The following is a 24,932-nucleotide window of genomic DNA, read 5'->3' as shown; positions in this document are numbered from 1 at the left end:
TGATAGCTTATTTATAATACGTTAGATGGGAGAATAACAATAAAACAAGAAAATTTTTTAATCAGATTTTTCAAAGGGGTAATTATTGCCTTAGGCTTTATTTTGCCAGGAGTTTCCGGTGGTGTCTTAGCTGCCATCATGGGAATCTACGAACGAATGTTAAGCTTCATGGCACATGTTAGGGATAACTTCAAACGTGATTTTCTCTATTTTTTACCAATTGGAATCGGTGGAATCGTCGGAATCGGTGTTTTATCTAAGCCATTAGATTTTTTACTCCAAAACTTTCAAGTGATTGTTCTATGGGGCTTTGCCGGAACTATTATTGGGACCATGCCCACCTTATTAAAAGAATCGACCTCTAGAACTAAACGCGATAAATTCGACATTGGTTGGTTCCTAGTTACTTTTATTGGGGGCGGATTTTTCCTATTTTTCATGAGTGAAATTTTTGGGACGATCCCTGCTAATTTCTTAGGTTTCGTCATTGCAGGAATATTAATTGCCTTAGGCGTTTTGGTTCCCGGATTAAGCCCTTCAAATCTCTTAATAATTTTAGGATTGTATTCCCCAATGTTGAAAGGATTCAAAAGTTTTGATCCAATGGTCTTTGTACCGATTGCACTGGGCGGAATCATTTCTATGTTGACTTTCTCTAAAGCAATGGAAAAACTAATCCAACACCATCATTCGCGAGTTTATCATTTTATTTTAGGAATTGTTTTGGCTAGTACTGTTTTGATTCTAATTCCTAATCCGTATTTAAAAGATGGCATTTCTTATGCCGGTGTTAGTGGATTAGACATCGTCTTAAGCCTAATTTTCTTCATCTTAGGATGTCTCTTAGCTCTGTGGATGAGTAAACTTGAAGACCGATATAAATAATATTGAAAAAAATAAGCTTAGTAATCAAAAATGATTACTAGGCTTATTCTTTTATACTACATCCTATTTTTGGAGATATTTATCTTTAATCTTATAAATCTTATCGAAATTATTATCACTAATTGCTTGGATCGAATCAGAATATTTACTCTCAAAAGCTGAAGAAGTCTTAATATCAACATTCTCAAGTCCTAATAACTTTTGATAGTGTAAAACCTCATTACGAGTGAATTCCATTCCTGACAATAAGCCTAAAATGGGAAACTCTTGCATCTTTCGTATGATAAAATGCATCGTATTACAAAAATCGATTCTATCATCTTGTAAATTAGGATTAGCAACATAATTAATGGAGGACGAATTAGAAATTTTAATATCTGCCGTCTGATTCATTCCCCTTTGCCAAGGCAGAATCCAAGTTTGACTCACTTTATCATATTGAACTAGACGCCAGGATTCATTATTCACAGTCGCAAAGACATCGCGATCAGACTCAAAAACAATTGCTGAATAATTATAGGTTTTTAAGTCACGTGAAATTGATAAATTTACAAAAGGAATAAACAGATGATCAATGTCGATTCCAGCGTCCACAAATCTCAGATATTCCATAATTTCCATTTTTAAATCATTAGTAGTCATATTATTTGATGAACTGAATTTAAAATTAGGAATTTTGAATTTACCATTATTATCATTAACCGTCTTTTTATAAATACCGTCAGATTTTTTATCATACTTTAAAATTACGTATGAAACCGTTGTTCTATTCTCCATTAATTACACCTCCCATTCTTTTTACCACAACTTATGGGATTTATTAATATTTTTTTGAAATTAATACGTTTTCATTGATTTTCTTAAAATATATCATAGAACTTTTCTAAATTTCCCAGAAATTAAAAAACGCTACCGATAAAAAACCTTCGATAGCATCCCTATTAATTATTACATATCAAAATCTAAACTAGGATCAGCGTTCAAATCTAAATCAGCAAAATCACCTTTGTCATATTGAATCTGAGCCATAGCCCCAATCATCGCTGCATTGTCACCGCAAAGGCGTAACGGTGGAAACACTAATTCCATATCTAAATGGCGTTCTTTGATTTCTTGAGCCAATCTCTTTCTGAGACCTTGATTAGCTGAAACACCACCGCCCACGATCAATTGTTTGACTGGATGTTGTTTCAAAGCACGAAAAACTTTGTTGCTTAAGATGTCCAAGACAGCCCCTTGAAAACTGGCAGCTAGATCATTTTTATTCAATTCTTCGTGAACTTGATCAGCATGATGAACTCGATTGATAAAGGCACTCTTCAAACCACTAAAGCTAAAGTCAAGGTTATCTTCTTGGACCATAGCTCTAGGAAAATCAAAGGTATCTTGACCCTTAGCGGCCATTTGATCAACTTGTTTACCTGCTGGGTAATTAATTCCTAGGATTCGGCCAATTTTATCATAAGCTTCTCCAACGGCATCGTCTCTTGTATCACCTAACGTGTGGAAAACTCCAGGAGCTGTAACTAAAACAATCTCTGTATGTCCACCTGATACTAACAATGACATGAAAGGATACTGTAATTCAATCACAAAATTAGCGGAATAAATATGTCCTGCCAAATGATTTACCTTAATCAATGGCAAATCATGTGCAAAGGCAACTGTTTTAGCGGCCATAATGCCAATGAGAAGTGATCCAACTAATCCGGGACCATAGGTCACAGCAACTGCATCGAGGTCCTTATAACTAGTTTTAGCTTCATCTAAGGCTAAATTAATGCAATGTGTGATCTCTTCAACATGGTGTCGACTGGCAACTTCTGGGACAACTCCGCCGAAACGTTGGTGACTCTTTATTTGTGTTGCAATAATATTTGATAGGATTTCTTTTCCATTCTTAATAATTGCGACAGATGTTTCGTCACAACTACTTTCAAATGACATGATTAACGTATCTTTTTTCAAAATGTTCTCCCCTACAGATCCACCATCATCTCTAGTGCATCGTGATGATTTCTAAAATAATACTTTTTATGAACTGTTTTAACTTTGAAGCCGAATGCCTCATAGAGTGTGATTGCCGCTTTATTAGTCACATCTACTTCTAAAGACATCTTCAAAAAATCACGGTCCTTACAATATCCAAAGACTTGATTCAGTAACAAATGACCAACGCCTAGATTCTGATAATCTTTACTAACGGCCAGATTTGTAATATGTGACTCCTTTTTATCACTTAAAGCCACACCGATAAAAGCAATCACAGTTGTATCGCTGACTAAAGATAAATAAAGCGCATTCTTATTGCCAAGTTCCATCTCCACTATATCTATAGGCCATGGTACAGGGATTGGATAAATGGTTTCTTGAATTCGCATGAATTCAATTGCATCTTTAGCAATTGCTTTACGTAAGGTAAATTTTCGTCCATCAATCGTAACTACCTGTTTTTCAAAATTAAATTTCTCGACTTTATTATTGGTTAAAATATTTTTAAACTTCTTCAACATAGGAAACATTTTTGTCTTCCTTATTACCCTTAGCATACCAATCATGCTCAGCTTGAGTTAAACGCAAATAGGTTGGGATAAAGCTATCAATATCTTTAACTACTCTAGTTGTTTCGGCAATTTTAGCTAATTTAGCGGCATCTGGTGCTGAATTTTCACTAGGAATAATCGTAGCCTTAGGAAAACGAGCTTTGATCAATTCCTGTAATTTTGGTGTGGCATTAATGAATTCTAATTCGTGTGACTCAAATTGATCTAATGACTCAAACAAATTTTTCATTGGGGTGTGGTGATCATCGATTACTGTCAACAAACGATTATCGCGGTTAACCACGTAGACTCCAGCATAAGCATTGTCATTTCGTGCGTCCATCAATGGAACTAAAATATGTTTTTTATCTCCATTAGCAGCCAATAATTTCAAACTAGAAACGCCAACTAATTTCTTATTAAGTGTATCTGCCAAAGTTTTCGCAACTGTTACAGCAATCCTCACTCCAGTATATGACCCCGGTCCCTTAGCAACCGCGATTAAATCAATCTCATCCATCGTCAAATTAGATTCTTGAAGACTTTTTTTTATATCTGGCAATAGTGTCACGCTATGAGTCTTTTGTTCAGTCGATTCCACATGTGCCAAAATTTTTCCATCTACTACTACAGCAACGGATAATGGCTTATTCGATGTATCAAACGCTAATATTTTCATATTTATCCCTCATTCTTAATAGAATTATTTTAACACATAATTTTGCACAAAAAAAAACCGACCTATTGGCCGATTTTATTAAACTTAGAATTATCTATCCATCTTAGGACGATAAAGAGTAGACCTGTTTGGTAAACCAAACTAAATGCCTCTTTGGTAAGCCTTGGTACTAACAACGTAACGTAAGGTAAGTTTGTCATCATGTGAATCCACAAAGTGTTTAAACCTGTGTTAACAATTACTGTGATCAACAAAACTGTAATAAAAGTTCTTAAGACTGTCACTTTGTGATTATACAACATATATCCATAAATCACTCCAGCTACTAAAGCTGAAAAAGTAAATCCTAGAAAAAAACTACCTCCTGTTGCCATTACCGTATGACTGATAATATCTGCTAAAACATTAGCTACCGCGGCTTTAAACGGTCCGAAATAATAACCTAATAATCCAATGGCAATGAAACTAAAACCAACTTTTAAGGTATTGCTACCAATTGATAATTTTCCCAAAACCATTTGCAATGCTATTAGCAGTGCCATCCATGTAATCTCTTGAACACTAACTACTTTAGTTCTACTGTCCATAATCGACATCTCCCAAACGGAGCTGCCACCGAATATAAAAAAGAGGCATATATAAAGTGGCGAATGCGGAAACAAGATCGCGAGATAACTCTTTGTCCGATGTTCACATTCCGTTCCATCAGCACTTAACGCCTTGAATCCTACCCCAAATATTTTTAAGTACTCAAATATAATAGCACAAAAAAGTAGGATTCAAGTAATTAGTTTGTAATTTATTTATCTTTCCACTCGAATTGTGCTGAAACGTTCAGGACGTCACCGTTCTTTATCCAATGAATAGATTTATTATTCGTATTATCAACTTTGGCAAAAGCTACTGGTTTGCTATCTAAATTGAGTTCTTTTTCATACTTAATATCAAGACTCTTCAATTGATGAGAAGCGATAAAATCAGTATCGAGTGTGTCGACCATCCAGTCAAAATAATATGAATTATTAACATGTTTATTAACATCAATATTGTAATATCCAATATGTTGCTTTTGACTGTAGTCATAATCATCCGGAAGCTTGATTCGATTGAATCGTTGAATTCGATTGATTTCATCAGCGCCAAATTTATTATCCAACCGATCAGTTGCACTAACAATCTTTCGTTCCTTAATATCGATCAAAACAAAGGCACTCTTAGCGCTGACCATCACATTTCCATCCATGTCCTCAACCCAGAAATCACGATAGAGGAAATACTTATTATAGCTAGTAGCTTGCGTCATGACTTTTAACTTCTGTCCCAAACTAGGCATCTGATTAATATCCATATGATATTGGACTACAACCCAACCTAAGCCATTGTTTTGAACCATCTCAGTACTGTCAGCATCGGCTTGATGGAGTTGTTTCTCTGATGTCAAAAGCATGATATCAACTAAAGCTGATAAACGGATATCACCCGTAAAATTAACAAAATAGTATGGTACTTCTGTTTCTATTGAATATGTTTCTCTTTGATTCACTATTCTTCTTCTCCAATTCCATGATAGAGATTATACACAGCCTGTTTCTTTAATCCGTTTTCCGACGCTACCTCTTTGATTGCTTTATTGGGCTTTTGACCAGCAGCAATCAAGTTATTAACTGATGCTACTAAGTCAGTATCAGAACTGGTTTGGATTTCTTGTTCTGGTTTTCCAGCTATGATCAAAACGTATTCGCCTTTAGGATCATTTTCTTCATAATACTTAGCTACATCGTTTAAACTGCCACGTAAAAAGGCCTCATGTATTTTAGTTAATTCACGAGCTAGTGCAATCTGTCTATCGCCACCAAATTTATCAATTAAATCACGAATCGTTTTCTTAACTCGATAAGGTGATTCATAGACAATCGTTGTTTCAGCACGATTAGATAACTCGACTAACGCTTGGGTTCTTTCTTTACCCTTCCGTGGTAAAAAGCCGTAGAAATAAAATGGCTGTGGTTCAATTCCTGAGGCAATCAAAGCTGTTATTGATGCCGTTGCTCCAGGTAATGGCACTACAGGTATATTTTCTTTGATAGCAGCTTTGACTAATTCTTTTCCCGGATCACTAATCGAAGGAGCACCAGCATCGCTTACTTGAGCAATTTTTATCCCTGCATTCATTTTTTCTATTAATTCTGGAATCCTTTGGGCAGTATTATGTTCATGAAAACTTATTAATTCTGTTGGTATTTCAAAATGATTCAATAAATTTTTAGTATTACGTGTATCCTCTGCTGCCACTAAATCAACGTCTTTTAAAGTGTTAACAGCCCGAAAAGTCATGTCTTCTAAATTACCAATTGGTGTTGGCACTAAAAAAAGGCAGCCCTTCGAATTGTCAACAAAACTTCTTTGTTCCTTCATCCAAATAGCTCCCCTTATCTAAATCTTTTTAACTTTTTTGTTCTTTTTCCAATTTGTACCATATAAAACGTTCATACAAAACAGGCATTCTTCATCATTATCGCGATGCGAGCCATAATATTGCTGACAAACATGAAATCCTTTGCGATAAAGCTTTTCCAAATTCAACCTTGAATCCGACAATGCATTGCCGTTGAAGTCCTTTTCCTCATAGCCAACTTTTTCTAAATGTTTCCGAAGATTTTGGTTTTCCAACTTAATCTCTTCATTTTTTTCCAAAGTATCGGATAGTTCCTCTTTGAGCAAAGAAACTTTTTTACTTATATCATTTAGTTGATTTGTGATTGTTTCAAATTCATCATATAAATCTTTCTCTGCCATGATTTCACCTACTAATCCACAAATTTTAATGACAAATCTTCTAAAATAGCTTGAAAAGATACATTACTTTTCCACATCTGTTCGGCTGTGAATAAGTCATCAGACATCCCAATAACTTTTTTTATACCCTTGTTAGAAAGCAAATCCTCAGTCGTTAATGTTGATTTTTCTAAATTGTACCTAATTGATAATATATCACTAAAAATTTGATTCAACATGTCAAAAACCAAATGCTGCTGATTTTTGTTCTCCACCAAAGGCATGATATCAGTCTGTATGTCGATAAAACTATTTATTTTTTGTTTATTAATTTCTTTTAGCCAATTCGTTATTGCTGTCAATAAACTTTGATATTTATCACCAGTAATATTTTCTAAATACTTAATATCAGTAAACTTTAAAGCTTTTTTCGCCTGATCATTTTTGAAACCATCACTAACTAAGCTAGCTATCTCGTCATCGTTACTTTTGTTCGACAAATGAAACGTCTGCACTCGTGATTGAATCGTTGGCAACAATTGTTTAGCTGAATCTGCCAATAAAATAATCATCAAATTTCCCTCAGGCTCTTCAATTGTCTTCAATAAATTATTACTGGCAGCGTTAGTCATCTTTTCTGCTTCATCAATAATCAGGATTCTTCTTTTACCTTGAGTTGCTGTCATATTAGCTTCTTTTTTAAAGAATTTAATATCGTCGACCCCAATGCTTTGTTTTTCAGTCTCAATTTCTAAGACATCCGGATTATCGCCCAAGGCAATCGTTTGACACTTTTGACAAGTTTGATCAGGAGCGCCATCTTGTAAATGTTCACAAAATTGACTTTGCGCTAGCCAAATAGCCATCTGCTGCCTAACTTTTGTAGATGCATTATCAATCAAATAAGCATGCGACAACATATTTGATGAAATAATTTTTTTAAATTCCTGGATAACTTTGGGCTGCTCTTCTTCTAGACTTTCCATTTTAGAATCTCACGAATTTATCCACTGGCAAAATAAAGCAAGTTGCCCCACCGACTTGAACTTCAACCGGCTCTGTCAAACTGGATGCAGCCTCTGGCATTAAGAAAGTTGGTGTCACAAATTGTGAACGCGTGTGACAATTTTTCTTGATAATGGTTAAAACATCATCAACCTTTTCTTCTTCAACCCCAATGATAAAAGTACAGTTACCTGCTTTTAAAAAACCACCTGTTGAAGGCAATTTGGTTGCTCTAAAGTTACCCTTAACCAATTCTTCTTGTAATTGTTGACTATCTTTATCTTGGATTATAGCTAAAATTAATTTCATCGTTATTCTCCTTGCACCTTAAAGATTTTGGGAAATCTCGTTGTTATTAAGTTTAAAGCATCTGCCGCCACTTTATCAGGACTTTGCTCAGCATTAACAGTTTTGATTCTATTCGGATTTTGTTTAACTATTTCTGCATATGAATCATAAACTCGATTATGGAAACTAATAGCAGCTTTCTCTAAACGGTCCATTTCCCCTTCATGGTCCTTTTTTATTCTAGCTAGACCGACACCAGGGGTTACGTCAAAATAAATTGTCAGGTCAGGTAAATGACCTTCAATGGCAAAATTATTGATATTAGCTACCTCTTTAGTACCAATCTCACGTCCACCACCTTGATAGGCAATGGAACTATCGACAAAACGATCGCTGAGCATGACTTTTCCTTCATTTAAAGTTGGTAAAATTACATCAACTAAATGTTGGCGTCTTGATGCGGCATACAACAAAGCTTCAGTTCTAGGGTCCATTTCCTCATCGTGAATATCTAAAATAATCTTACGAATCTTTTCAGAAATGGGGCTTCCACCAGGTTCCCTTGATAAGACAACTTCTTTATCCGTCATCTTTTGTAATTGTGGCATAATTCTTTTAATGGCCGTCGTCTTACCGGCCCCATCTGGTCCTTCAAACGAAATAAATATTCCTGACATATAATCTCTCCTAAATGATTACTCCTATTTTACTTGAAATCAGCAATAAATGAAACTTCTCAGCGTAGCAAAAAAGATTCCAATCAGAGTTTTTCTCATCAATGGAATCTTTTTTATGATTTCTATTTTACCAATGTTTCTCGGCACGACTAGGTTGTTTCAAAAATGTATCTTCATCTCCGAAAATAATATTAGTAGTTGCCTTAGCCGTAGCCTTTCTTCTTCTTGCTTCTAAATATAAAAATTGATACTTCAATTGGTCGAGCTTTAATTTAATTCTAGTTGTTTCATCAACATCAACCGAATTATTGATCATTCTTTGCGTATTCCCGATTCTTTGCTGAATCTGGCGAATATTGTCTAAGAGGCGATCATCTTCCATCTTTTGGACAGATATTTTTTTTCTACCAAACATGTTAAATCTCCCTGCGACCTAGAACGGCACTCTTCAAAGTCATTTCATCTGCATATTCAATGTCAGAACCAACAGCTAATCCGTGTGCTAATCTAGTTACTTTTATTCCTGCTGGCTTAACTAATTTGGCTAAATATTGAGCAGTTGCTTCACCTTCTGGGGTTGCGTTCGTCGCAATAATCAATTCTTTAACACTTTGATTAGTCTTCAAACGATTCAACAAGAGCTTAATATTCAAATCTTCTGGGCCAACTCCATCAACTGGCGACAAGACCCCTCCTAGAACGTGGTACAGACCATTATAGCCGTTCATATCATCCAAAGACATAATATCTTTAGCTTGTTCAACAACTAAAATTGTCGATTGATCACGATTCTTATCACTACATATATCACATATATCCTCAGTAGTAATATTTCCACAAATTCTACACGATTTTAAATCTGTTTTTGCAGAAATTAAATTATCAGCGAATTCCTGAACTTGGTCTTTATCCATCCCAAGCGTGAAAAACGCCATTCTGGTAGCCGTCTTACGACCGATACCAGGTAACATCATATAACTATCAATTAATTTAGAAATTGGTTCTGGATATCTCATTACATCAACCCGTTTGTGTATTTACCTAATTTTTCTTCTTTATCTTTATCTACTTCTTCAAATGCATTATTCAAAGCGTCAATCAACATATCTTGCAATGTATCAGGATCATCTGGATCAATGACTTTTTCACTAATTGTTAAATCAGCAATCTTCTTATCGCCAGTAACCTTAACTGTTACAAAATCATCAACTGATTTACCAGTATACTCTTTTTTGTTAAGTTCTTCAGTTGTTGATTGAACCTCTTTTTGCATCTTTTGAGCTTGGCGCATAATGTTGGCCATATTGCCGCCCATTCCACCCATATTTGGCATTCCTTTACTCATGAAAAAATCCTCCTAGTCATTTTTAATATCAACTATATCGTCACCAAATAATTTTACTGCTTCATCAACGGTGGGATCAGTTTTCTTTTTTGGTTCTTGCTTTGATTCTACATTGCCTTGATTACTTAAATCAATATTATTATCAATATATTCTTTTCGAATTTTCGGCCAATCAGCTTTCGGAACTAGAACTATTTGACAGTCCTTCTTCAAGAGTCGACCAGCATTGTTACTAAGTTCCTTCAAGAATTCAGAATCATCTTGAGCTTGTTCAAACCACATCTCATAATCAAACGCCACTACAATACCATCAGCTGATGCGGCCACAGGCTCTGCAACTTTCATCATAGCACGTTGCGTTATTGAAAGCATACTCATTAAATCCGGCCAAATATCCTTGGCTTCATTAAGATCCTTTTTCGTAGCATTGCTGAGAACTTTATAAATAGCCGTCTTATTCAAACGAGCATTAGTAGTTTTGCGATGGGTCTTTTTAGGTGCCTTTTCTTTAGTAACAGTCCCTGTGGACAAATTTTTAACGGTATTTTGAAGCTGCGTAATCTCATCACGCAATTTATCGACTGCTTCACTGCCAACTCCACTACTAGAATCATCAGTCTCCTTGGGTATTTCTTTAACCTTTGGTTCACTGATCTTTACCGTTAAAATCTCCATATAAATATCAGTCTGATTGGAATTTTTAAGATTCTTTTGAGTTGCACTGACTTGGTCAACAATATTAAACAGTTGTTGATTATCAAACTTATCAGCGATAGCTAACAATTCTTTAGTCATAATAGACTTATCCATCTGATTAGTTAAATCAGAATCGGAATTATACAAGATCAGATTGCGACAAACTCGAATAATCATTTCCGTGAATCGTAAAGCTGACCGACCACTGGCAAGAATCTGATACAAATTGGTCAAAGCTTCAGCCGGATTATTATCAGCAATAGCTGTCATGTATGAGACTATTTGTTCATTACTTAAAGCACCAGTTACTTCCTGAGCATTCTTTAAGGTCAACTTATCATCGCCATAAGATAAAGCCTGATCCAAAATACTCAAAGCGTCACGCATTCCACCTTCAGCTGAGGCAGCAATGATATTCAATGCTTCTGTATCATATTCAATTTTTTTATCATTTAAGATGAATTCCATTCGATCCAAAATATCTTGACGAGAAATTCTTCTAAAATTAAAACTCTGTGTTCTAGAAATAATTGTTGCGGGAATTTTTTGTGGTTCAGTTGTAGCCAAAATAAACATTACGTTTTCGGGTGGCTCTTCCAAGGTCTTTAACAACGCATTGAAAGCTCCTTGAGAAAGCATATGAACTTCGTCAATAATATAAACTTTAAACTTGGCTTCGGTAGGCGCATATTTAACCTTATCACGAATATCTCGAATTTCCTCAACACCGTTGTTAGAAGCCGCATCAATTTCAATTACATCATTTAAACGATTTTCATTGGCAGCTTTACAAATCTCACATTCATTACATGGCTCACCATCATGTGGATTAAGGCAATTCACCGCTTTGGCTAAAATTTTAGCACAGGATGTTTTACCAGTTCCACGTGGACCGCTGAATAAATAGGCATGACTGGTCATCTGACTAGCAACCGCGTTACGTAAAGTTTGAGTAATGACATCTTGACCGATTACATCAGAAAAAGTTTGGGGACGCCAAACTCGATAAAGTGCTTGATATGCCATTTTTTCTCCTTTAAAAATCTAATATCTAAATTTTACCACAAGACTTTTATCAAATGCTGCTTGGGAAAAAATTACGATTTAACATTTAATTAATCACAAAAAAACTCCTAACCAAACGGTTAGGAGGCTAATATACATAACAAAAGGCACATGACACACCTTGCTTAGTGCTGCTTCCTTCCGGATCTGACACGATTTACAAGAGCACCATTGCCCTAAGGCCTTGCGGCAATAACTATCATACTATAAATAGCAGTATTTTTCTACTTTTTACGGCGAATTTCTCTAAAGAAATTTCTCAAAAGATCTCCAGCTTCTTGTTCTTTTACGCCGCTAAGAACCTCAGGCTGGTGATTATATCTAGTTTCAGCTAGTAGATTATTGATTGAACCAACCGAACCAGCCTTAGGATCACTAGCGCCAAAAATAACCTCTTCCACTCGACTATTGATAATAGCACCGGCACACATTGGACAAGGTTCCAAAGTCACAAATAAACTTGTATGCTCCAAACGCCAGCTCCCAACTGCGGCACAAGCACTTTCAATCGCTATGATCTCTGCATGCTTGATTGCATCTTGAGTTTCTTCACGTTCATTAGATCCAGCAGAAATTACTTCGCCAGTTGTATTATCGACAATAATACAACCAATTGGAACTTCTCCTCTGTCACCAGCTTTTTTAGCTTCATCTAAAGCTAGATCCATATATTTTTCTATTTTGCTATCTGAAAATATCATTTTAACTGATTAAATTGGTTACTTTCTGTTCGATGTATTTTGGAATTGCGGGTGATTTTAACTTTAATTGATTCCTTTGTTTCTCCAATGAATCCAAGATTTCAACCAATTCTTTAACTTGACTATCTGACAATGTCCCAACAAATTCCAATAATTTTTCATTGCCATGGAGATACTTACCAACGAGCTCTTCTAATTTTTGACGATCCTTTTTAACAGCTTGACTCTTCATCAGTTTGATCAAGAAATGAACTATTAAGAATAAACCTGCTGACATTATTGATAAAATTGCTAAAATACTGATTTTCTTCTTCATATGCAAACGCCTCCAACAAGAATATAACACATTAAGAAAAAATTTAAATCAATTTACTTTTCAAAACATAGTAACCCTTAGCACGGGTAACTATTTCAACATTACCAAATGTTTGATTCATTAACTTTTTAGCTGATGGAGCACCTTGTTTCTTTTGTAAAACAATCCATAACTCACCTTGAGGTTCCAAATAATTCTTCGATTCTTCTAAGATTGCTGTTACAACACTTTTACCAGCACGAACTGGTGGATTCGAAACTACTAAAGCATATTTTTGACCAACATTCTTATAGACATCAGATTCAAAAATATCAACATTCTCAATGTCATTGTTTACAGCATTCTTCTTAGCTAAATCTAAAGCACGTAAATTAACGTCGACCATCGTAACTTTTCTATTCTTTTGTTCCTTGGCTAAAGCTAAGCCGATAGGTCCATAACCACAGCCGACATCTAAAATATTTCCTTCTGGAATATTTTGAAAATCAATTGCTTCAATTAAAACTCTAGAACCATAGTCAATGGTTTGGCGAGAAAAAACTCCGCTATCAGAAATAAAATTCAAATTATGCTTTCTCAAAGTAAAATCGAATTTCTTAATTTCATGCTCTAAATCTGGGGTATTGTCAAAATACTGATTAGCCATAAATTTCTCTTCCTTTCGCATTTGAGGGTAAAAAAAAATCCTCTTACGAGGATTAATTTTAACATAAAGAAATTACTTCAATGTAACTGTTGCACCAACAGCTTCTAGTTTAGTCTTCATGTCGTCAGCGTCAGCCTTAGCAACGCCTTCCTTGATAACCTTAGGAGCACCATCAACAAGGTCCTTTGAGTCCTTCAAGCCAAGTCCTGTGATACCACGAACTTCCTTGATAACCTTAACCTTTTCTTGTCCAGCTTCTGTAAGCTCAACGTCGAATGAGTCCTTTTCTGCAGCAGCATCGCCACCAGCAGCAGCACCAGCAGCAACTGGAGCAGCAGCCTTAACGTCGAATTCTTCTTCGATAGCCTTAACAAGGTCGTTTAGTTCTAGAATTGAAGCATCTTTTAAATCATCGATAATCTTTTGTGTATCTAAAGCCATTATTGTATCCTCCAAATATTATGAGTTTTTTTAGTTAAGCTTCTTGTCCGTCGTCTTCTTTGTCTGCGAGTGCTTTAACAACCATAGCAAAGTCACGTACAGGAGCTTGTAATACAGATACCAACATTGATAGCATGCCATCTCTGTCTGGTAATGTTGCAAGTTCTTGAATTTGGTCAAGAGATGCTGCTTTACCTTCGATGATTCCACCCTTGATTTCAACGGATTCAACATCTTTGGCAAACTTAGCAGCTACTTTAGCAGGTCCAACAGGATCTTCTTCTGAATAAGCAATGGCTGTTGGTCCAACGAAAAACTTCTCTAGACCTTCAACACCAGCTTTTTCAGCTGCACGTCTCAAGATTGTATTCTTAACAACTTGCATAGTAGCATTTTGTTCACGTAGTTCAGCACGCATTTCTGTAGCTTGTTCAACAGTTAGACCTAAGTAGTCAACAACAATAACTGACTTTGCGCCTGTAAGTTGTTTAGCAACTTCATCAACTTGTGCTTGTTTTTGTGCTAATACTTCTTGCTTCATTATTACGTTTCACCTCCACAATTTTTTAGTTAATATCTACAAATTCGGCTTAAAAAATAAAATCTCTGTGCCCTAAGGACACAGAGATTAAGTGAAATAATCTTCTGGCCTCGGCAGGATATTAAGACTTTCATCACCTGAGTCTTCGGTAGAAATCAACTATATTAATCTATCATTATTTTGGTTATTAGTCAACATTAAGCGTTAATTTTTAGACCAGGTCCAAATGTAGATGTCATATTAACACTTGTAATGTAGTTACCCTTAAGTGATGCAGGACGAGCCTTAGCGATTGCACCAAAGAATGCATCGAAGTTAGCTGCGATCTTGTCTGTATCAAATGATAACTTACCAATTGGTGCATGAATAAGACCATTTGAGTCAACACGGTATGTAACTTGTCCAGCCTTAATATCATTAACGGCCTTAGTAACATCCATTGTAACTGTACCTGTCTTAGGGTTTGGCATCAAACCTTTAGGTCCAAGAACACGACCCAAACGACCAACTTTGGCCATCATAGGTGGTGTAGCAACGGCAACATCAAAGTCTAACCAGCCGTCTTGAATCTTTTCAACAAGGTCATCTGATCCAACAATATCAGCACCGGCTGCTTCTGCATCCTTTGCTTGTTGGCCTTCAGCGAAGACGATAACCTTTTGTGTTTTACCAGTACCATTAGGTAGTACTAGTGCGCCACGAATTTGTTGATCAGCTTGTTTAGGATCTACATCCAAGTTGATGGCAACTTCAACAGTTGCATCAAATTTAGCGTAGTTAACCTTCTTAAGTAAGTCAACAGCTTCTGTAGCAGAGTACTTCTTGTTTTTATCAACTTGTTTCATTGCTTCTAAATATTTTTTTCCATGCTTAGCCATGCTAAGTTCCTCCTTGCTTTGTGGTCTTTACGGAGAAGTATATTTTCCCCTCCCACTTGTTAAGAGTATTTTCACACTCTTTGTAAACTGCTTGATCTAGTCTTTTACTTTACTTCAAAGCCCATACTTCTTGCAGTACCAGCAACCATACGCATTGCAGATTCAACACTAGCAGCGTTTAGGTCTTTCATCTTGGTTTCAGCAATTTCGCGAACTTGGTCTTCAGAAACTGTGGCAACCTTATTTGTGTTAGGTTCGCCAGAGCCCTTTTCAACGCCAGCAGCTTTCTTTAAAAGAACAGCAGCTGGTGGTGTCTTAGTAACGAAATCGAATGAACGATCTTCATATACTGAGATAACAACAGGGATAATCATACCCTTTTGATCTTGTGTACGCGCATTGAAGTCCTTTGTAAAGGCAACAATGTTAATTCCAGCTTGTCCTAAAGCAGGACCAACTGGAGGAGCTGGAGTAGCCTGTCCAGCAGGGATTTGTAATTTTACTACGTTAGCAACTTTTTTAGCCACGGTGCATACCTCCTTGTTCCGTGATGTGGTCATGATGAGAATCTAAATTTTCTCTCCCACATGTATGTGTCAAAAACATACCGTTATATAGTAGCACGGTCTACTAGTCTTAGCAATAACTATTTCTGTTTTTCAACTGCAGTGAAATCAACTTCAGCACTAGTCATACGTCCAAACATATCAACGTCAACCTTAAGTTTTCTGTGTTCATCATCAATTTCAGTAATCTTACCAGTAGTATCTGTGAAAGCACCATCAGTGATCTTAACAGTTTCACCGACCTCAAAGTCAGATGGCTTATTAGTGCTCATACCATACTGTTTTAGAATGTTATCAATTTCTTCAGGTAGTAATGGTGCAGGTTTACTACCAGAACCGTGACTGCCGACAAATCCGGTAACACCTGGTGTATTACGAACGATAAACCATGATTCATCACTCATAACCATCTCTACTAGAACATATCCAGGGAAAGTTTTTTCCATTTCTTTCTTTTCTTTACCGTTTTTCATTTTTGTTTCTTCATCTTCAGGAACAACTGCTTGGAAAATATAATCTTCCATACCCATTGATTGGGCACGTGATTCGAGATTTTCCTTAACTTTATTTTCATATCCTGAATAGGTATGCAAAACATACCATTGTTTTTCGCCAGCTTCAGCCATAATTTCCTCCAAAAATCAAAATAAAAAAACTCCGAACAGGTCGAAGTTTTTTCTCGTTGCCATTATCATAGCAAATTTCTATCGTTCTTACAATCTATTTACCCATTACAAAGTGTTGTAATAATGTAACTAGACCCCAATCAACTAGTGCAAAGAAGATTGCGTACATCAATGAAGTAGCAATAACAGTCCATGTATCACGTCTGTTTTCCTTAAATGTAGGCCAAACGACTAATTTCATTTCTTTTTTTACACTACCAAAAAATTTAAATAGTTTCATTTGTTCCTCCAGAGTTATCTTGTTTCTTTGTGCAACGTATGTTTACCACAGTGCTTACAGAACTTTTTAACTTCTAAGCGTTCTGTTCTATTTGGGTTTTCTGTAATTGTATAGTTACGTGATCCACAAACAGTACAAGCAAGGGCGACTTTTCTTAATCCCATGTTTATCTCCAAAATTCATTCTATATCTTAATCTTATTAATTGTAAACTCTGGAAGGTGTTTTGTCCATTGCAATCTCATGACAATCAAGGTTTGTTATTATTTTTCAATTTATTTTTACAACGACGCACAGCCCTTAAAATCTGCTTCATATCACATTTAGCAGACTCACAAGCATCTTCTTTAGTAATCTTTCCCAGTAAAAACTGGAAAGCAATTAATTCCAGACAACTCATTTTAGCCATGATTTTTTCAAATTGGTTTGAAATATCAACAGCATCTTCACTGTCATCAACTATTCTGTCATTCAATTTTCCATTACTTGCCAAATTGTCATATGACTCCGGACAATGATTGGCTTTTCTTTTAATTGCATTCTCACGCCGAATAATATCAATGATATGATTTTGAAATTTTAACTTAAAGAAGCTCCCAAATTTAGAACCATTTTTACCATTATAAACTTGCAAGTATTGTAACAGACGATGAAAGCTTCCTGATACCAGTCTTTTCGATCATAACCATCAATAAAGTACTGAATATACATGTTATCGATCATTGGACGATATCTTTTTACTAAATTATTTAAAGCTGTTGAATCATTTTTTTCTTTAACTAATTCAATCCATAGAACTTCGTTGTTGATCATAACTTGAATCTGCAAATAATAATTTTGTAATTTTAAAATAACATCTTTGTTAACTCATTTTAAGAGAACATTTGTTTACAATAATTTAAATAGACTAACAAAAAAATTGAATGTTTTTTGTTAGCCTATTAATTAATATTTTAAGCATTTCTTGAAGCAAAAGCTTGATACAACAAAACTCCAGTTGCAACCGAAGCATTCAAACTTTGCACGTGTCCAAACATCGGAATATTCAAAGTTTGGTCAGCCTGCTTCAAAACAAGTGGTGAAATACCTTTACCTTCGTTACCAATAATGAGTGCAATGGCACCCTTGGCATTCCAGTTACGGTAGTTGTCACCCTCCATAGCTGTTCCAAAGACCCAGACGTTACGTTTCTTCAAGTCTTTGATTGTGTTAACTAAATTAGTAACACGCACAACTGGAACGTGCTCGATTGCTCCAGTTGATGTCTTAGCAACAGTTGAAGTTAAACCTGTTGAACGATGTTTAGGAACGATAATTCCATCTACTCCAACAGCATCAGCAGTCCGCATGATTGAGCCTAAATTATGGGGATCTTCAATTTTATCTAAAATTAAGATAAACGGATCGGTGCCCTTTTTTTCAGCACTCTTAAAAATATCATCTAATTCAGCGTACTGATAAGGGGCAATGTAAGCTGCCATCCCTTGGTGATTGCCACCATCACTAATATCGTCCAACTTATTCTTAGGAACTTCTTGAACAATCAAGCGGTCACGTTTAGCTAACTTAACTGCTTCGCCAATATGTTCACTCGTAAGTCCCTTTTGTACTAAAACTTTGTTAACACGTTGATTAGCTGTAGCTGATTTCAAAAGTTCTATTACGGAATGAACTCCGTAAATTAATTCTTTTTCTTCACTTTTATTCGAATTTTCTGTCATCTGACTCCCCTGTTTCCACTTCATTTATGCACCATTGTGCCAATTCTATGACACGTTTCTTGTTACCTGTAATATCTAAATAACCAAAGAGTGCTTCAAAACCAGTAGACATATGATAAGTGACGACACTTGTATTCTTTGCTTTAGTATATTTTTTCGCATTGCGTCCATTTTTATAGATTCTGATTTCTTTTTCAGAAAGAATCCCTTTATCAATCATCAAAGTTATCAATGACGCCTGAGCTTTAGCTGAAACGTAATGCTTAGCTTGTTTCTGTAATTTGTTGACTTTAGTTATATTCTTGCCTAATAAATGTTCGCGAATGAAAACTTCGTAAACCGCATCTCCTAAATAAGCTAAAGTCACGCCGTTAAATTGTTTCACATCAGTCATTAATATGCCACCGTGTTCCTTGTGGTGTATCTTCGAGGATTACACCCATCTCTTTTAATTGGTCACGTAATTTATCGCTTGTGGCAAAATCTTTATCTGCTCGAGCTTGATCACGTTGATCGACCATTTTTTGAATCTCATCTGAAAGATCTTTCTGTTCATCCAACTTAATTCCTAAAATACTAGTCAAATCGACCATAGCTTTCAGGATAACATTCACGCTTGTTTTTGCAACCGCAGTTTGAGCCGAATAATTATTAGCCAAGTTCACTAAATTAAATATTTCTGTTAAACCATTTTGAACATTGAAATCGTCATTCATTGCCGTCTTGAAATCCGTAACAATCTTTTCCACTTGAGCTGGAATATCATCAGTTTCAGTTGTAGCGTCGGCCAATCTGAATTTCAAATTGTTATAAGCGTTCTTAATTTTTTCTAAATTATCAGCTGCTTTTTGCAAATTACTTTGTGAATATTCCAAAGGACGACGGTAATGTGTTGAAGACAAGAAGAATCTCAAAACTTGAGGATTAGTTTGCTTAACTAAATCATGAACCGTCACAAAATTGCCTAACGATTTACTCATTTTTTCATTATTTTCAACTGTCACGAAGCCATTATGCATCCAATAGTTAACAAACTTCTTACCCGTCTTAGCTTCACTTTGGGCAATTTCATTTTCATGATGAGGAAATTCTAGGTCTTGTCCGCCACCGTGAATATCGAAAGTATCGCCTAAATATTTTGTTGACATAACGGAACATTCAATGTGCCAACCTGGGCGACCCATGCCCCATGGAGAATCCCATTCGATTTCATTTGGTTTGGCCTTTTTCCAAAGAACAAAGTCGATTGGATCTTGTTTCTTATCAAATTCGGCTTCACCAATGTGTTCACTAGCACCTTGAACCAATTGATCGATATTTTGATCAGACAATTCGCCGTAATGTTTGAACTTGCGAGCCCGATAGAAAACATCCCCGTCGGATTCATAAGCGTAACCTTTATCAATCAAAACTTTAACAAAATCAATAATATCTTGAATATTGTCTGTAGCTCTAGGATTAATAGTAGCTTTTTGAACATTGATGGCTGCTATATCTTCATAGAAAGCCTTGATGAAGCGGTCCGCTACTTCTGGTACGGTAATGCCTTCACGATTGGCTTCTTTGATCATCTTGTCATCGACATCGGTGAAATTAGAAACAAATTTTACTTTGTATCCTAGAAATTCTAAATAACGGCGAACTGTATCAAAAGCTACGATCGAACGGGCATTGCCGATATGGATGTAGTTATACACAGTTGGTCCACAGACGTACATATTAACTTGATTAGGTGTTATCGGTTTAAATTCTTCTTTTTCACGGGTCAATGTATTGAAAATTTTCAACATATTCTTCACCTATATAAAAAAGAGCTTGGAGGCAAACTAAGTTTTCCTTCAACCTCTTTTTCTTTTCTTTATTTTTATAATGCCGTCCTCCATAGTAAAGCCGATTTTGGCTGGAACGCTGCCGGCATTATTTTGAGCCTTTGTAAAATACGCAAAGTCTCAAAACTAGGCCTTATTCTAAGCGCTAAAGCGCTAAGAATAATCTGGCGGCTGAGCCAAATCAGCTTTACTATTCCGAACTGAATAGTTGTTCTACTTTTTAACATTCTATCAATATAGGACTTCCAAATACTATTCAGTCTATTTGAAAATGGCTTTTAGTTCATTTCTGACAAAGTCTTATCAATATTTTCTAGAGCTTGCTTCTTACCGAACAATTCGATTGTTTCAGCAATTGCTGGACCATGCATTGTTCTAGTAGTTGCAATTCTAGCTGGCATATAAAGTTTTCTACCCTTAACGCCAGTATCAGCTCTGACTGATTGAATAGCAGCCATGATTTGTGCAGCTGTGAAGCGAGGTAATTTCTCTAACTTGCCTTTCAAATCTTCAATAGCTGTCTTAGCATCATCATCTGCTAATTCTTTTTGTTCGTCGTCTGTTAAATGTTCTGGTTGATTGAAGAAGACATCTGCCAAGTCAATGATTTGTTGTGTATAACTCATTTGTGGCATGTAAAGTTCTGTTAAATGTCTTACCCATTGGATCTCATCGGTTGATGGATCTTCTGATACTCGTTTGGCTTCAATCAAATTGGCGATTACTAAATCAGTGATTTCACTGACATCAGCATGCTTAACATATTGATTGTTGACCCATTCGAGTTTCTTTTGGTCGAATTTAGCTGGTGATTTACTCAAACGATGTTCATCAAAGATCTTGATAAATTGTTTACGTGTGAATAGTTCATCTTCACCAACTGGTGACCAACCTAGTAGAGCGATGAAGTTAAACATAGCTTCTGGTAAATAACCTAGTTCACGATATTGTTCGATGAATTGGAGAATTGATTCATCACGTTTGCTTAATTTTTTACCAGTTTCTGTATTAATGATAAGTGTCATATGGCCGAACTTAGGTGCTTCCCAGCCTAAGGCATCATAGATCATTAATTGTTTAGGAGTGTTAGCAACATGGTCATCACCACGAAGAACATGACTGATTTCCATCAAATGGTCATCAACAACAACGGCAAAGTTGTATGTTGGCATACCATCACGTTTTTGAATGACCCAATCGCCACCGATAGTATCAGAACCGATTGAAACTTTACCCTTTACGATATCGTCCCATTCGTAATTCTTACCAACTGGTACATGGAATCTAACAACTGGTTGTAAACCAGCATCCTCTGCTTCCTTGATTTTTGCAGCTTTTTGATCTTCACTCATGCCTTCGAATTCGTATTCGTAATGAGGCATTTGACCATGAGCTTCTTGGTCTTCACGCATTTTTGTAAGTTGTTCTTCAGTCAGATATGATTTGTAAGCTAAGCCCTTTTCAAGCAATTCATCAATATATTTTTGATAAATTTCTTTTCTTTCTGATTGACGATAAGGACCATAGTCACCACCGACATCTGGACCTTCATCCCAATCAACGCCTAACCATTTAAGGTTTTCTAGTTGACTCTTTGTACCACCTTTAACGTTACGTTTTGTATCTGTATCCTCGATACGGATTACAAATGTTCCCTTGTGACTACGTGCAAATAGGTAGTTAAAGATAGCCGTTCTAGCATTCCCAATGTGTAAGTGACCTGTTGGACTTGGTGCATATCTTACACGAATTTTATTATCTGACTTTTTTGCCATTTCTGTGTTCTCCCCTTCTGTTTCTAGAGTTGTTCCGATTTGAATTCTTATTGCCATTATTGCGATTATTACGTTTGTTATTACCGTTATTGTGGTTATTAGAATTCTCTTTGGATTCGCTCTTCTCTTGGATACCATGCATTGAATGTTTAGGTTTTGCAAATATCATTTTACCAGCATCAGTTTGCAATGCACTAGTTACGACGACTTCGACTTCCTTGTTAATGAAGTATTTACCTTCTTCAACAACAACCATCGTTCCGTCTTCTAGGTATGCGACACCTTGCTCTCTTTCAGTACCCTCTTTTATAACTTTAACAGTCATTGTCTCTCCTGGCAAAACCATGGGTTTCAAGACTTTGGCTAGTTCGTTAATGTTAAGTACTTGAACGTTTTGAAATTCACTTACCTTACTTAAATTATAATCATTTGTGATGACAGCACCACCGATTTCTTTAGCTAATTTAAGCAATTTCATATCCACTTCTGGAATATTATCATAATCACGCGTCGTTGTGGTGTAATTGATAGCTTTATCCATCTTCATTTCGTTCAAGATATCAAGCCCTCGACGACCACGCTCACGTTTTTGATTATCACTAGAATCAGAAATCAATTGTAATTCATGAACAACAAAATCAGGAATCATCAATTTACCCTCCAAAAATCCGGTGTGGGCCAACTGATGAATTCTTCCATCAATGACTACTGACGTATCCAAAATCTTATATGGATAAAAATCTTTTTTGGCAGAACGACGTGTCACTTCTCCTTCAGAAGCTAAGTCCTCCGCTTTATCACTGGCAGCAGTCTTGGTATTTCGTTTAGTGATTGAAAAATTACTCCAATCATTTCGACGACTTGTTCCCATTCTGAAACCAATCCAACCAAAGACGATCATCAAAATAACTGGAATCACATTTGAAAACATATTGCTCATCAAATAGAACGGAATTGAAATGATATTAGCTAAAACTAAACCACCAATTAAGAATCCAGCTCCATAAATGATCCAACCTGGTGAACGGGAATTTAAGTATTTCTCAATCTTTTGATTTAAATTCAGAATTGAATTAACAAATAAGAACGACAAGAAATAAAATAAAATACCACCAATAAGTCCGTCAAAATAGCCGTTATTAATGAATGCAACTCCCGCTAGACCTGAAACTAACCACAAACTTGGTAGAACCGTAATTCCGACGGCAATACCAAGCAATGCAAAAATTATATTTATTACGATCTTTCGCATGGAAAACCTCCTAATTAAAAATTTTGTTCATCGCATCAGTTACAGTGCTGACGCCAACAATTTGAATCTTGTTTTTCTTAGACCAATCACCCATATTATTTTTGGGAATAAATATTCGTTTAAAGCCTAATTTCTCAGCTTCATTAACTCGTTGATCAATTCGATTGACTCGGCGGATCTCGCCTGTCAAACCTACTTCGCCAACAAAACAGTCAGTCGCAGGAATACCAAGATTTTTGTAGCTTGATGCAATTGACATTGCTAAAGCCAAATCAATTGCTGGTTCATCCAATTTAACTCCCCCAGTTGACTTCAAATATGCATCTTGATTTTGAAGCATCAAGTTACCACGTTTTTCTAAAACAGCCATGATAACTGAAACCCGATTGTGATCCAAACCAGTTGCGGTTCTCTTAGCATTACCGAAGATAGTTGGGGTAATTAATGATTGGATTTCAACCAGAATTGGTCTAGTTCCTTCCATTGAGACAACCACAGCTGAACCATTAGTGTCAGCCAATCGTTCTTCTAAGAAAATCTCTGAAGGATTAGTGACCTCAACTAATCCCTTTGTCCTCATTTCAAAAATACCGATTTCATTAGTCGATCCAAAACGATTCTTAACTGAACGTAAAATTCGATAACTATGATGCGTGTCCCCTTCAAAGTATAGAACAGTATCAACCATATGTTCCAGTATTTTGGGACCAGCAATCGCACCGCCTTTAGTAACATGACCGACGACAAAGACTGTAATGTTATCTTGTTTAGCAATATTCATCAATTCAGCCGTTACTTCTCGAATCTGAGAAATACTCCCAACTGCTGAAGTAATCTCTGGCTCGTCCATTGTCTGAACCGAGTCAATAATTAAATAATCAGGCTTCATATCGGAAATAGTATCTCTGATATAACTCATGTCAGTCTGAGGATATAGATATAAATTCTTACCTGAAATTCCTAAACGATCAGCTCGCATCTTAATCTGCGAAGCGCTCTCTTCACCAGAAACGTACAACACTTTACCGCTGCTAGCTAATTGTCCTGAAACTTGAGTTAAAAGCGTCGATTTACCAATTCCTGGATCACCACCGATCAAGATCAATGATCCCGGAACGATTCCGCCACCTAAAACACGATTTAATTCTGAAAGTTCTGTTTTAATCCGTGGTTCCTTTTCAAATGAAACATCATCAATACTAACCGGCTTAGATTCCAAATCACTCACACGACGACTTGGCGTAGCTTTGGCCTTAATGGCTTCTGGATGTTCAACTTCTTCCACCATTTGATTCCATGCCCCACAATTAGGACAACGTCCCAAATAACGTGGTGAAACATAGCTACAATTTTGACATACAAATTTTGTTTTAGCTTTAGCCAATAAAATAGTTCCTTTCTTA

Annotated in this window: 34 protein-coding genes, 1 other RNA gene, 1 riboswitch and 1 other annotated feature; of the genes, 1 reads left to right on the top strand and 34 read right to left on the bottom strand. The window is 36.1% G+C overall.

Going from position 1 to position 24,932, the window contains the following annotated elements:
* Positions 1–33: 33 nt before the first annotated feature.
* Positions 34–885, top strand: a complete 852-nt coding sequence (locus tag LA20249_RS11150) for a DUF368 domain-containing protein (RefSeq protein WP_083477933.1) — start codon at positions 34–36, stop codon at positions 883–885.
* 63 nt (positions 886–948) lie between these two features.
* On the opposite strand, the gene LA20249_RS11145 is transcribed toward LA20249_RS11150, so the two are convergent.
* The 34 genes from LA20249_RS11145 to radA form a co-directional block, all read right to left on the bottom strand.
* Positions 949–1,662, bottom strand: a complete 714-nt coding sequence (locus LA20249_RS11145) for a hypothetical protein (RefSeq protein ID WP_057739076.1) — start codon at positions 1,660–1,662, stop codon at positions 949–951.
* 171 nt (positions 1,663–1,833) lie between these two features.
* Positions 1,834–2,832, bottom strand: a complete 999-nt coding sequence (tsaD, locus tag LA20249_RS11140; RefSeq protein WP_057739146.1) for a tRNA (adenosine(37)-N6)-threonylcarbamoyltransferase complex transferase subunit TsaD — start codon at positions 2,830–2,832, stop codon at positions 1,834–1,836.
* Between the two features lie 32 nt (positions 2,833–2,864).
* Positions 2,865–3,407 (bottom strand): ribosomal protein S18-alanine N-acetyltransferase, encoded by a 543-nt coding sequence (rimI, locus tag LA20249_RS11135; protein ID WP_057739077.1) that lies wholly within the window; start codon positions 3,405–3,407, stop codon positions 2,865–2,867.
* Entirely contained in the window at positions 3,382–4,107 is a 726-nt protein-coding gene (gene tsaB / locus LA20249_RS11130; protein ID WP_057739078.1) for a tRNA (adenosine(37)-N6)-threonylcarbamoyltransferase complex dimerization subunit type 1 TsaB, read from the bottom strand. The genes rimI and tsaB overlap by 26 nt, the downstream gene beginning before the upstream one ends.
* Before the next feature lie 62 nt (positions 4,108–4,169).
* Positions 4,170–4,694, bottom strand: coding sequence for a folate family ECF transporter S component (locus LA20249_RS11125; RefSeq protein WP_057739079.1), 525 nt, complete (start codon positions 4,692–4,694; stop codon positions 4,170–4,172).
* A 55-nt stretch (positions 4,695–4,749) separates the two neighbouring features.
* Positions 4,750–4,844, bottom strand: a riboswitch (THF riboswitch).
* Between the two features lie 62 nt (positions 4,845–4,906).
* The gene (locus LA20249_RS11120; RefSeq protein ID WP_057739080.1) at positions 4,907–5,650 is read right to left on the bottom strand and encodes an acyl-[acyl-carrier-protein] thioesterase; all 744 of its coding nucleotides are present in this window, start codon (positions 5,648–5,650) and stop codon (positions 4,907–4,909) included.
* A complete protein-coding gene (rsmI, locus tag LA20249_RS11115; RefSeq protein WP_057739081.1) occupies positions 5,650–6,522 on the bottom strand; it encodes a 16S rRNA (cytidine(1402)-2'-O)-methyltransferase in 873 nt (290 codons plus the stop codon). The genes LA20249_RS11120 and rsmI overlap by 1 nt, the downstream gene beginning before the upstream one ends.
* Positions 6,523–6,540: 18 nt before the next feature.
* Positions 6,541–6,903 (bottom strand): DNA replication initiation control protein YabA, encoded by a 363-nt coding sequence (locus tag LA20249_RS11110; protein ID WP_057739082.1) that lies wholly within the window; start codon positions 6,901–6,903, stop codon positions 6,541–6,543.
* An 11-nt stretch (positions 6,904–6,914) separates the two neighbouring features.
* Positions 6,915–7,868, bottom strand: coding sequence for a DNA polymerase III subunit delta' (locus LA20249_RS11105; protein WP_057739083.1), 954 nt, complete (start codon positions 7,866–7,868; stop codon positions 6,915–6,917).
* A gap of 1 nt (position 7,869) precedes the next feature.
* The gene (locus LA20249_RS11100; RefSeq protein WP_057739084.1) at positions 7,870–8,196 is read right to left on the bottom strand and encodes a cyclic-di-AMP receptor; all 327 of its coding nucleotides are present in this window, start codon (positions 8,194–8,196) and stop codon (positions 7,870–7,872) included.
* Positions 8,197–8,198: 2 nt separating this feature from the next.
* Positions 8,199–8,852: a dTMP kinase gene (tmk, locus tag LA20249_RS11095; RefSeq protein ID WP_057739085.1), complete on the bottom strand. Its 654-nt coding sequence runs from the start codon at positions 8,850–8,852 to the stop codon at positions 8,199–8,201.
* A 127-nt stretch (positions 8,853–8,979) separates the two neighbouring features.
* Entirely contained in the window at positions 8,980–9,267 is a 288-nt protein-coding gene (locus LA20249_RS11090) for a YaaL family protein (protein ID WP_057739086.1), read from the bottom strand.
* A gap of 1 nt (position 9,268) precedes the next feature.
* Positions 9,269–9,868, bottom strand: coding sequence for a recombination mediator RecR (gene recR / locus LA20249_RS11085; protein ID WP_057739087.1), 600 nt, complete (start codon positions 9,866–9,868; stop codon positions 9,269–9,271).
* Positions 9,868–10,197 (bottom strand): YbaB/EbfC family nucleoid-associated protein, encoded by a 330-nt coding sequence (locus LA20249_RS11080; RefSeq protein ID WP_057739088.1) that lies wholly within the window; start codon positions 10,195–10,197, stop codon positions 9,868–9,870. Before LA20249_RS11080 ends, recR begins: the two co-directional genes overlap by 1 nt.
* A gap of 12 nt (positions 10,198–10,209) precedes the next feature.
* Positions 10,210–11,919, bottom strand: coding sequence for a DNA polymerase III subunit gamma/tau (gene dnaX / locus LA20249_RS11075; protein ID WP_057739089.1), 1,710 nt, complete (start codon positions 11,917–11,919; stop codon positions 10,210–10,212).
* A gap of 137 nt (positions 11,920–12,056) precedes the next feature.
* Positions 12,057–12,139: signal recognition particle sRNA small type (ffs, locus tag LA20249_RS11070), an RNA gene on the bottom strand.
* Between the two features lie 43 nt (positions 12,140–12,182).
* Positions 12,183–12,659, bottom strand: a complete 477-nt coding sequence (locus LA20249_RS11065; RefSeq protein ID WP_057739090.1) for a nucleoside deaminase — start codon at positions 12,657–12,659, stop codon at positions 12,183–12,185.
* A gap of 1 nt (position 12,660) precedes the next feature.
* Positions 12,661–12,975, bottom strand: a complete 315-nt coding sequence (locus LA20249_RS11060; protein WP_057739091.1) for a hypothetical protein — start codon at positions 12,973–12,975, stop codon at positions 12,661–12,663.
* A gap of 43 nt (positions 12,976–13,018) precedes the next feature.
* Complete coding sequence (locus tag LA20249_RS11055; RefSeq protein WP_057739092.1) at positions 13,019–13,621, bottom strand: class I SAM-dependent methyltransferase; 603 nt, start codon at positions 13,619–13,621, stop codon at positions 13,019–13,021.
* Between the two features lie 72 nt (positions 13,622–13,693).
* Positions 13,694–14,062 (bottom strand): 50S ribosomal protein L7/L12, encoded by a 369-nt coding sequence (gene rplL / locus LA20249_RS11050; RefSeq protein ID WP_057739093.1) that lies wholly within the window; start codon positions 14,060–14,062, stop codon positions 13,694–13,696.
* A 34-nt stretch (positions 14,063–14,096) separates the two neighbouring features.
* Positions 14,097–14,603 (bottom strand): 50S ribosomal protein L10, encoded by a 507-nt coding sequence (rplJ, locus tag LA20249_RS11045; RefSeq protein ID WP_057739094.1) that lies wholly within the window; start codon positions 14,601–14,603, stop codon positions 14,097–14,099.
* Between the two features lie 47 nt (positions 14,604–14,650).
* Positions 14,651–14,770, bottom strand: a sequence feature (ribosomal protein L10 leader region).
* A 30-nt stretch (positions 14,771–14,800) separates the two neighbouring features.
* The gene (gene rplA, locus LA20249_RS11040; protein WP_057739095.1) at positions 14,801–15,481 is read right to left on the bottom strand and encodes a 50S ribosomal protein L1; all 681 of its coding nucleotides are present in this window, start codon (positions 15,479–15,481) and stop codon (positions 14,801–14,803) included.
* A 104-nt stretch (positions 15,482–15,585) separates the two neighbouring features.
* Positions 15,586–16,008: a 50S ribosomal protein L11 gene (gene rplK, locus LA20249_RS11035; protein WP_057739096.1), complete on the bottom strand. Its 423-nt coding sequence runs from the start codon at positions 16,006–16,008 to the stop codon at positions 15,586–15,588.
* A 119-nt stretch (positions 16,009–16,127) separates the two neighbouring features.
* Positions 16,128–16,673, bottom strand: coding sequence for a transcription termination/antitermination protein NusG (nusG, locus tag LA20249_RS11030; RefSeq protein WP_057739097.1), 546 nt, complete (start codon positions 16,671–16,673; stop codon positions 16,128–16,130).
* Positions 16,674–16,767: 94 nt separating this feature from the next.
* Positions 16,768–16,953 (bottom strand): preprotein translocase subunit SecE, encoded by a 186-nt coding sequence (gene secE / locus LA20249_RS11025; protein ID WP_057739098.1) that lies wholly within the window; start codon positions 16,951–16,953, stop codon positions 16,768–16,770.
* 14 nt (positions 16,954–16,967) lie between these two features.
* Entirely contained in the window at positions 16,968–17,117 is a 150-nt protein-coding gene (gene rpmG, locus LA20249_RS11020) for a 50S ribosomal protein L33 (RefSeq protein ID WP_075887434.1), read from the bottom strand.
* Between the two features lie 85 nt (positions 17,118–17,202).
* Positions 17,203–17,445 (bottom strand): hypothetical protein, encoded by a 243-nt coding sequence (locus tag LA20249_RS11715; RefSeq protein ID WP_146983827.1) that lies wholly within the window; start codon positions 17,443–17,445, stop codon positions 17,203–17,205.
* Between the two features lie 86 nt (positions 17,446–17,531).
* Entirely contained in the window at positions 17,532–17,765 is a 234-nt protein-coding gene (locus LA20249_RS11710; RefSeq protein WP_157054437.1) for a hypothetical protein, read from the bottom strand.
* A gap of 140 nt (positions 17,766–17,905) precedes the next feature.
* A complete protein-coding gene (gene rlmB / locus LA20249_RS11010; protein WP_057739100.1) occupies positions 17,906–18,673 on the bottom strand; it encodes a 23S rRNA (guanosine(2251)-2'-O)-methyltransferase RlmB in 768 nt (255 codons plus the stop codon).
* Positions 18,654–19,067 (bottom strand): Mini-ribonuclease 3, encoded by a 414-nt coding sequence (locus LA20249_RS11005; protein ID WP_057739101.1) that lies wholly within the window; start codon positions 19,065–19,067, stop codon positions 18,654–18,656. Before LA20249_RS11005 ends, rlmB begins: the two co-directional genes overlap by 20 nt.
* Entirely contained in the window at positions 19,060–20,463 is a 1,404-nt protein-coding gene (gene cysS, locus LA20249_RS11000) for a cysteine--tRNA ligase (RefSeq protein WP_057739102.1), read from the bottom strand. Before cysS ends, LA20249_RS11005 begins: the two co-directional genes overlap by 8 nt.
* Positions 20,464–20,780: 317 nt before the next feature.
* Positions 20,781–22,277, bottom strand: coding sequence for a glutamate--tRNA ligase (gene gltX / locus LA20249_RS10995; protein WP_057739103.1), 1,497 nt, complete (start codon positions 22,275–22,277; stop codon positions 20,781–20,783).
* Complete coding sequence (locus LA20249_RS10990) at positions 22,258–23,529, bottom strand: PIN/TRAM domain-containing protein (RefSeq protein ID WP_057739104.1); 1,272 nt, start codon at positions 23,527–23,529, stop codon at positions 22,258–22,260. The genes gltX and LA20249_RS10990 overlap by 20 nt, the downstream gene beginning before the upstream one ends.
* A gap of 10 nt (positions 23,530–23,539) precedes the next feature.
* Positions 23,540–24,913: a DNA repair protein RadA gene (radA, locus tag LA20249_RS10985; RefSeq protein ID WP_057739147.1), complete on the bottom strand. Its 1,374-nt coding sequence runs from the start codon at positions 24,911–24,913 to the stop codon at positions 23,540–23,542.
* Positions 24,914–24,932: the final 19 nt, after the last annotated feature.

The sequence above is a fragment of the Companilactobacillus alimentarius DSM 20249 genome, from assembly GCF_002849895.1.
Taxonomy (GTDB): domain Bacteria; phylum Bacillota; class Bacilli; order Lactobacillales; family Lactobacillaceae; genus Companilactobacillus; species Companilactobacillus alimentarius.
Note: the sequence above shows the minus strand (reverse complement) of the source record. Positions and strands in the feature narration are given on the sequence as shown.